This is a genomic window from Cupriavidus neocaledonicus, assembly GCF_000372525.1.
GTDB classification, from domain to species: Bacteria; Pseudomonadota; Gammaproteobacteria; order Burkholderiales; family Burkholderiaceae; genus Cupriavidus; species Cupriavidus neocaledonicus.
This window is the reverse complement of the sequence record NZ_AQUR01000091.1, coordinates 124,826-131,798: the sequence shown is the minus strand read 5'-3', so window position 1 is coordinate 131,798 and position 6,973 is coordinate 124,826. Positions and strand designations below refer to the sequence as shown.

The following is a 6,973-nucleotide window of genomic DNA, read 5'->3' as shown; positions in this document are numbered from 1 at the left end:
GCTCTTCGATGGCAGCTGGAGTTCGACCGGGAGAGCTATGTGGACGCCGAGTTCGGTCGTCCAGATCCTCTCGATTCAACCACTTATAACCGGTCTTCCGACTGATGCAGAAGCGGCGGCAAAGCTCCGCAATGTTGGCGTCCGCCTGGCGTGCCAGGCGGACGAACTCTTCTCTTTGCTGCTTCACGGTGGTTTGGCTCCAGGGCAACGTTATCCTCCCGCTGACTAAGCGGGAAAAGTGTTACCCATGTCCTGGCACACCTGTTACCTATGTCCCCGGTCTATACAGCTCGCGGGAGAGGGGCGGGGGTGAGGGCGGGCGCTTGCAGCACCAGCAGCCTCCGCGCCGCGACAAGCGATCCAACAGAGCAGTAGAGCAGTAAGCCGAGAGCGGCCGCCTGCCTCGCGACGCGGGGTTCGCAGGCGGGCGGCCCGCGGCCTTTCTTCATGGTGTGTGATGCTGAATTACTTCCTCAAACGCGTGCTGGGCGTGATCCCCACGCTGCTGATCGTGGCGGTGCTGGTGTTCCTGTTCGTCCACCTGCTGCCGGGCGATCCGGCGCGCCTGGCGGCGGGTCCGGAGGCTGACTCGGCCACGGTCGAACTGGTGCGCAAGGACCTGGGCCTGGACCGGCCCCTGCACGAGCAGTTCGTCAACTTCTTCTCGAACGCGCTGCGCGGCGAGTTCGGCCATTCGCTGCGCACCAAGCGCCCGGTCAGCGAGGAGATCGGCGACCGCTTCATGCCGACGCTGCTGCTGACGGTGGCGTCGATGGCCTGGGCGGTGGTGTTCGGCATGGCCATCGGCATCGGCTCGGCAGTGTGGCGCAACCGCTGGCCGGACCGCTTCGGCATGACGCTGGCGGTCTCCGGGATTTCGTTCCCGGCCTTCGCGCTGGGCATGCTGCTGATGGAGGTGTTCTCGGTGCAGCTGGGCTGGCTGCCGTCGATCGGCGCCGACACCTGGCTGCACTACGTGTTGCCCTCGGTCACGCTCGGCGCCGCGGTGGCGGCGGTGATGGCGCGCTTTACCCGCGCTTCGTTCGTCGAGGTGCTGCAGGAAGACTTTATCCGCACCGCCCGCGCCAAGGGCGTGCGCGAGACGCTGGTGGTGGCCAAGCACGGCCTGCGCAACGCCATGATCCCGGTGGTGACCATGATGGGCCTGCAGTTCGGCTTCCTGCTGGGCGGCTCGATCGTGGTCGAGAAGGTGTTCAACTGGCCGGGCCTGGGACGCCTGCTGGTCGATGCCGTCGAGATGCGCGACTACCCGGTGATCCAGGCCGAGGTGCTGCTGTTCTCGCTCGAATTCATCCTGATCAACCTGGTGGTGGACATGCTCTACACCGTGATCAATCCCACCATCCGCTACAAGTGAGGCCGGCATGACTGAGCTTTCCACGCCCGCCGCAGCGCAAGCGGCATCTGCCACCGCGGCCGCGCCGGAGGCCGTGCGCACTCCCTGGACCGAGTTCTGGCGCAAATTCCGCAAGCAGCACCTGGCGCTCGGCGCCGGCGCATTCGTGCTGCTGCTGGTGCTGGTCGCGATCCTGGCGCCGCATCTCGTGCCGTACGATCCCGAGAACTATTTCGACTACGATGCGCTCAACGCCGGCCCGTCGGCCGCGCACTGGATGGGCGTCGATTCGCTCGGGCGCGATATCTTCAGCCGCATCCTGGCCGGCACGCGCATCTCGCTGGCGGCGGGCTTCCTGTCGGTGATCATCGGCGCGGTGATCGGCACCGTGCTGGGCCTGCTGGCCGGCTACTACGAAGGCTGGTGGGACCGCATCGTGATGCGTATCTCCGACGTGCTGTTCGCCTTCCCCGGCATCCTGCTGGCGATCGGCATCGTCGCCATCCTCGGCAACGGCATGACCAACGTGATCTTCGCCGTCGCCATCTTCAGCATCCCCGCATTCGCGCGCCTGGTGCGCGGCAATACGCTGATGCTGAAGCGGCTGACCTATGTGGAGGCCGCGCGCAGCATCGGCGCGTCGGACTGGACCATCCTGGTGCGCCATATCCTGCCAGGCACGGTGTCGTCGATCGTGGTGTATTTCTCGATGCGCATCGGCACCTCGATCATCACCGCGGCCAGCCTGTCGTTCCTGGGGCTGGGCGCGCAGCCGCCCACGCCGGAATGGGGCGCGATGCTCAACGAGGCGCGCGCCGACATGGTCACCGCGCCGCACGTGGCGATCTTCCCCAGCCTGGCGATCTTCCTGACCGTGCTGGCCTTCAACCTGCTGGGCGACGGGCTGCGCGACGCGCTCGACCCCAAGATCGACCGCCGCTGAAGATGACTGTCTCCACCCTGGGCGTGCCGCGCGTCGGCAGTCTTCCCGCGGGTCCGCTGGACAGCATTGCCGACGTCGCCGGCGTCACCGTCGGCCACTGCACGCTGGCCGAGGGCGGGGTGCAGACCGGCGTGACCGTGATCCGCCCGCACGGCGGCGATCCGTACCGCGACAAGGTGCCCGCCGCGGCCACCGTGCTCAATGGCTTCGGCAAGAGCGTGGGGCTGGTGCAGGTGGACGAGCTGGGCGTGCTCGAGACCCCGGTGGCGCTGAGCAACACCTTTGCCGTCGGCGCCGTGGCGCAGGCGCAGATCCGCGCGGCGGTGGCGGCCAATCCGGACATCGGCCGGGCGCTGCCGACGGTCAATCCGCTGGTGTTCGAATGCAACGACGGCTACCTGAACGATATCCAGCGCATGGCGGTGGCCGGCCCGCACTACGATGCAGCGCTGGCGTGCGCGGCAGCCGGATTCGCGCAGGGTGCCGTGGGCGCCGGCCGCGGCATGTCGGCGTTCGGCGTCAAGGGCGGCATCGGCTCGGCATCGCGCGTGGCCGGCGGCCATTGCGTCGGCGCGCTGGTGCTGGCCAATTTCGGCACGCCGGAATCGCTGACCGTGGCCGGCAGGCTGGTCGGTCCCGAGCTGGCAGGCCGGCTGGCACTGCCCGGTGGCGCACCGGAACCCGAGAAGGGTTCGATCATCATGGTGCTGGCCACCGATGCGCCGCTGGACGCGCGCCAGCTGCGCCGGCTGTCGCTGCGCGCCGGTGCCGGGCTGGCGCGCACCGGTTCGGTGTTCGGGCATGGCTCGGGCGATATCGCGCTGGCATTCTCGACGGCATACACCGTGCCCGACGACGCGGCGCGGCCGATGCCGGCGCTTGCGCTGCTGCATGAAACCCTGCTCGACCCGCTGTTCCGGGCCGCGGCCGACAGCGTCGAGCAGGCCATCCTGCATGCCCTCTGGCATGCCGTGCCGGTGCAGGGCCGCGACGGCCACGGCCGCGCCGCGCTGCTCGACGTGATGCCCGAACTGCGCCAGGACTGCTGATGAAGATCCTTGTTTCCACCGATATCGAAGGCGTGGCCGGCGTCTTCCACGCCGAGCAGACCCGCGCGGGCAATGGCGAATACGAACGCGCCCGCGCCTGGATGACCGGCGAGGCCAACGCCGCCATCGCAGGCGCCTTTGCCGGCGGCGCGGCCGAAGTGCTGGTCAACGATTCGCACGGCGGCTTCCGCAATCTGCTGCCGGACCAGCTCGACCCGCGCGCGCGCGTGGTGCTGGGCAAGCCGCGCTACCTGGGCATGATGGCGGGGGTCGAGGCCGGCGTCGACGGCGTGCTGATGATCGGCTACCACGGCCGCGCGCAGAGCCGCGGCGTGCTGGCGCACACCATCAACAGCAGCGCTTTCGCGCGGGTCTGGCTCAACGGCAAGGAGCTCGGCGAGGCCGGACTGTACGCGGCGCTGGCCGGCGAGTTCGGCGTGCCGGTGCTGATGGCCAGCGGCGACGACGTGTTCGTGCAGGAAACCCATGCGCTGATGCCATGGGTGCGCTATGTCGAGACCAAGACCGCGGGCGGCTTTGGCAGCGGCGCCTCGCTGTCGCCGCCGGCCGCGCGCGAAGCCATTGCCGCGGCGGCAGCGAGCGCGGTGCGCGGGCGCGCGCAGGCGCAATGCCTGCGCATCGCCGCGCCGGTGGCGTGCACCCTGCAGACGCAGACCCCGGCGCATGCCGACCTGTTCTGCCAGTGGCCCACGCTGGAGCGGCGCGACGGCGTGACGCTGTCGTTCCAGGCCGATTCGGTGCAGGCCGCGGTGCGCATGCTGAACTGCCTGTCGGCGATGTCGTTCATGCTGAAGTAGCCAGTTGCAGCGTGGCGGGCCGGCCACGTCCCGCAGATCGGCGACAATGGCGGGTCCAGCAACAGGCACGCCATACACAACGCATGACCCAGGCACACGACGGCGGCTGGATCCCGGTACGCAAGGATTTCGTCGATCCCGCCACACGCTGCCACGCGCGCGGCGCCAGCCGCCGCCATCACGGCTTTCCGGAAGGCCAGGCTTATATCCTGCGCGACGCCGCCGGGCACGAATACCCGTTCGGCGAGGACTGCGCGCGCGCCGCGCTGGCGCAGCCGGCCCTGCTGCGGCGGGTGCCCGACTACACCGAACGCGACGTGGTGCCGCGCACGGCCTGGCCCGAGCTGCCCGCGGCGCCGCGCCGGCGCGACGCCGCGCAGGCCCGCGCGGCCGAACGCGCCGCGGCGATCCGCTACCTGGTGCTGCGCATGGAGAAGGTGGCCGCGGTGCCGCGCGTGCAGCCCACCGTGCGCTTCCCGGCGCTCGAGGACATCTACGCGCAATACCAGCGCAGCGGCGACCTCGCCCCGGCGCAGGTGCGCCGCATCCTGGCGATCGAGCGCAGTCCGTCGACGCCGCCGCGGCTGCGCGCGACCAACCTGCTCGACGTCTATACCGCCCACGTCAAGCTGGAACGTCTGATCGCGGCATCCACCAGCGTCGACAACATCCGCTTCCTGCGCAGCCTGCATGACTGGCTGGCGCGGCACCTGGTGCTGACCGCGGGGCAGCTGGCCGCGGCCGGAATCGCGATGCATCCGCAGGCGTTTACGTCGGCCGGCATCTGGGGGCCCGAAGCCGAGCCGCCCGCCGCGGCGGGCAAGGCCCGGTCCGGCTCGCTGTTCTAGCCGCGACTGGCGAGACCCGCCGAATTGGCGTCTAATGCCTGCATCGCATCCGCGGGTGACGCCATGAGCCATTTTTCTCGCAGCTACGCCGAAGCGCGCAAGACCTTCCTGGACGCCGCGCGCGGCGCGGGCGCCGCGCTGGCGCAATTTCCGCATCCCACCCGGCGCGGCAGCGCCGGCGAAGAGCTCGCGATCGACGTGGCGCTGGCCGGCGCGCCCGAGGCCCGGCGCTGCATCATGGTGACCTCGGGCACGCACGGCGCCGAAGGCTTTGCCGGCTCCGGGGCGCAATCGGCGCTGCTGCACGACGCCGCGCTGCTTGCCGATTGCGCCGCCGCCGACGCCTGCCTGCTGCTGGTGCATGCGGTCAATCCCTACGGCTTCTCCCACCTGCGCCGGGTCAACGAGGACAACGTCGACCTGAACCGCAACTTCATGGATTTCTCGCAGCCGCTGCCGCACAACGCCGCCTATGCCGAAATCGCGCCGCTGCTGCTGCCGGCGCAATGGCCGCCGTCGGAGGCCGACCAGGCACGGCTGATGAAGGCGGTGGCCGAGCGTGGCATGGCGTGGTACCAGGCCGCGGTCAGCAGCGGCCAGTACCAGGATCCCGGCGGCATGTTCTACGGCGGCGACAAGGCCACCTGGAGCAACTACACGCTGTGCCGCATCCTGGCGCGCTTCGGCGCCGGGCGCGCGGCGCTGCGCTGGATCGACGTCCATACCGGCCTGGGCCCGTGGGGCTACGGCGAGCCCATCCACATGGGCCCGGACACGCCCGAATCGATCACGCGCACGCGCGCGATCTGGGGCGAGCGCGTGACCTCGATCTACGATGGCTCGTCGACCTCGGCCAACCTGACCGGGCTGGCCTGGCACGCCGTGCCGCAGACCCTGCCGGCGGTGGACTACGCCGGCATCGCGCTCGAGTTCGGCACGCTGCCGGTGGGCGAGGTGCTCGACGCCCTGCGCGGCGACCACTGGCTGCACCGGCATCCCGAGGCCGACGAGAACCAGCGCGCGCTGGTGCGCCAGGCGATGTGGCGCGCCTTCTACGGCGATGCCGACGACTGGCGCGACGGCGTGGTGGCGCAGGTGAGCGACGCCGTGCGCAGCACGATCGCATCGGCCTAGCGAGTGGGGTTCAGGCCGCAGGCATCATCTGGTATTGTCCGGGCTTGGCGGTAGAGTGCCGAGCCAGGCACTGCCGCCATGCCCTGGCCGAGGCGTGCCGCGTCGGGGCCAGGAGCCAGACCAACACCAAGAACAAGACGGAAACGGCCGCCGCGCGGCGCGCTTCCGGCATCTGCTCGGCAGGGAGGCCGGCGCGATGACGCTCTACGAACTGAAACCCAGGTTCCAGGCCTGGCTGCGCCCCGTGGTGCAAGACCTGGCGCAGCGCGGCGTGACCGCCAACCAGGTCACGCTGGCCGCCGCCGCCGGATCGCTCGCGGTCGGCGTGCTGGCCACGCTGGGCATGCTGGTGGCCGAGACCCCGGCGCTGTTCCTGCTGTTTCCGCTGTGGTTGTTCGGGCGTATGGCGCTCAATGCCATCGACGGCATGCTGGCGCGCGAGCATGGCCAGCAAAGCGTGCTGGGCGCCTACCTGAACGAGCTCGGCGACATGGTGTCGGACCTGGCGCTGATCCTGCCGCTGGCCGCGCTGCCCGATTTCAGCCTGGGGCAGGTGGGTACCTTCGCGCTGCTGGCGCTGCTGGTCGAGGCCGCCGGGCTGATCGGGCCGCTGGCCGGCGCCAGCCGGCGCTACGACGGCCCGCTCGGCAAGAGCGACCGCGCCTTCGCGCTCGGCGCGATCGCGCTGTGGGCCGGCCTGGGGCTGGGCTTCGGCGCGGCCGCCAGCTGGCTGTGGCTGCTGCTGTCGCTGTTGTCGCTGTTTACGATGGCCAACCGGGTGCGCCGCGGCATTGCCGAGGCCCACTCCCGCCTTGCGGAGTAGT

8 protein-coding genes are annotated in these 6,973 nt (G+C 70.2%); 7 read left to right on the top strand and 1 reads right to left on the bottom strand.

What is annotated here, in order from left to right:
- The coding region (locus tag A3AG_RS33365) for a helix-turn-helix domain-containing protein (protein WP_167332268.1) at nt 1-187 on the bottom strand (187 nt) is incomplete at its 3' end.
- A 270-nt stretch (nt 188-457) separates the two neighbouring features.
- On the opposite strand from A3AG_RS33365, the gene gsiC reads away from it, so the two are divergent.
- The 7 genes from gsiC (at nt 458) to A3AG_RS0112465 (ending at nt 6,972) form a co-directional block, all read left to right on the top strand.
- Nucleotides 458-1,378: a glutathione ABC transporter permease GsiC gene (gsiC, locus tag A3AG_RS0112500; protein ID WP_018005728.1), complete on the top strand. Its 921-nt coding sequence runs from the start codon at nt 458-460 to the stop codon at nt 1,376-1,378.
- 7 nt (nt 1,379-1,385) lie between these two features.
- Complete coding sequence (gene gsiD / locus A3AG_RS0112495; protein WP_018005727.1) at nt 1,386-2,300, top strand: glutathione ABC transporter permease GsiD; 915 nt, start codon at nt 1,386-1,388, stop codon at nt 2,298-2,300.
- A 2-nt stretch (nt 2,301-2,302) separates the two neighbouring features.
- A complete protein-coding gene (locus A3AG_RS0112490) occupies nt 2,303-3,349 on the top strand; it encodes a DmpA family aminopeptidase (RefSeq protein WP_018005726.1) in 1,047 nt (348 codons plus the stop codon).
- Nucleotides 3,349-4,167 carry a M55 family metallopeptidase gene (locus tag A3AG_RS0112485; protein ID WP_018005725.1) on the top strand — a complete coding sequence of 273 codons (819 nt, stop codon included), beginning with the start codon at nt 3,349-3,351 and terminating at the stop codon, nt 4,165-4,167. Before A3AG_RS0112490 ends, A3AG_RS0112485 begins: the two co-directional genes overlap by 1 nt.
- Before the next feature lie 83 nt (nt 4,168-4,250).
- Nucleotides 4,251-5,015: a hypothetical protein gene (locus tag A3AG_RS0112480; RefSeq protein WP_018005724.1), complete on the top strand. Its 765-nt coding sequence runs from the start codon at nt 4,251-4,253 to the stop codon at nt 5,013-5,015.
- A gap of 63 nt (nt 5,016-5,078) precedes the next feature.
- Nucleotides 5,079-6,149 (top strand): M14 family metallopeptidase, encoded by a 1,071-nt coding sequence (locus A3AG_RS0112475; RefSeq protein WP_018005723.1) that lies wholly within the window; start codon nt 5,079-5,081, stop codon nt 6,147-6,149.
- A gap of 196 nt (nt 6,150-6,345) precedes the next feature.
- Nucleotides 6,346-6,972 carry a CDP-alcohol phosphatidyltransferase family protein gene (locus A3AG_RS0112465; RefSeq protein ID WP_018005721.1) on the top strand — a complete coding sequence of 209 codons (627 nt, stop codon included), beginning with the start codon at nt 6,346-6,348 and terminating at the stop codon, nt 6,970-6,972.
- Nucleotide 6,973 lies beyond the last annotated feature (1 nt).

Bases quoted from the DNA above. Each gene is read 5' to 3' on its own strand.
- gsiC (WP_018005728.1), top strand. From the start codon at position 458: ATGCTGAATTACTTCCTCAAACGCGTGCTGGGCGTGATCCCCACGCTG.
- gsiD (WP_018005727.1), top strand. From the start codon at position 1,386: ATGACTGAGCTTTCCACGCCCGCCGCAGCGCAAGCGGCATCTGCCACC.
- A3AG_RS0112490 (WP_018005726.1), top strand. From the start codon at position 2,303: ATGACTGTCTCCACCCTGGGCGTGCCGCGCGTCGGCAGTCTTCCCGCG.
- A3AG_RS0112485 (WP_018005725.1), top strand. From the start codon at position 3,349: ATGAAGATCCTTGTTTCCACCGATATCGAAGGCGTGGCCGGCGTCTTC.
- A3AG_RS0112480 (WP_018005724.1), top strand. From the start codon at position 4,251: ATGACCCAGGCACACGACGGCGGCTGGATCCCGGTACGCAAGGATTTC.
- A3AG_RS0112475 (WP_018005723.1), top strand. From the start codon at position 5,079: ATGAGCCATTTTTCTCGCAGCTACGCCGAAGCGCGCAAGACCTTCCTG.
- A3AG_RS0112465 (WP_018005721.1), top strand. From the start codon at position 6,346: ATGACGCTCTACGAACTGAAACCCAGGTTCCAGGCCTGGCTGCGCCCC.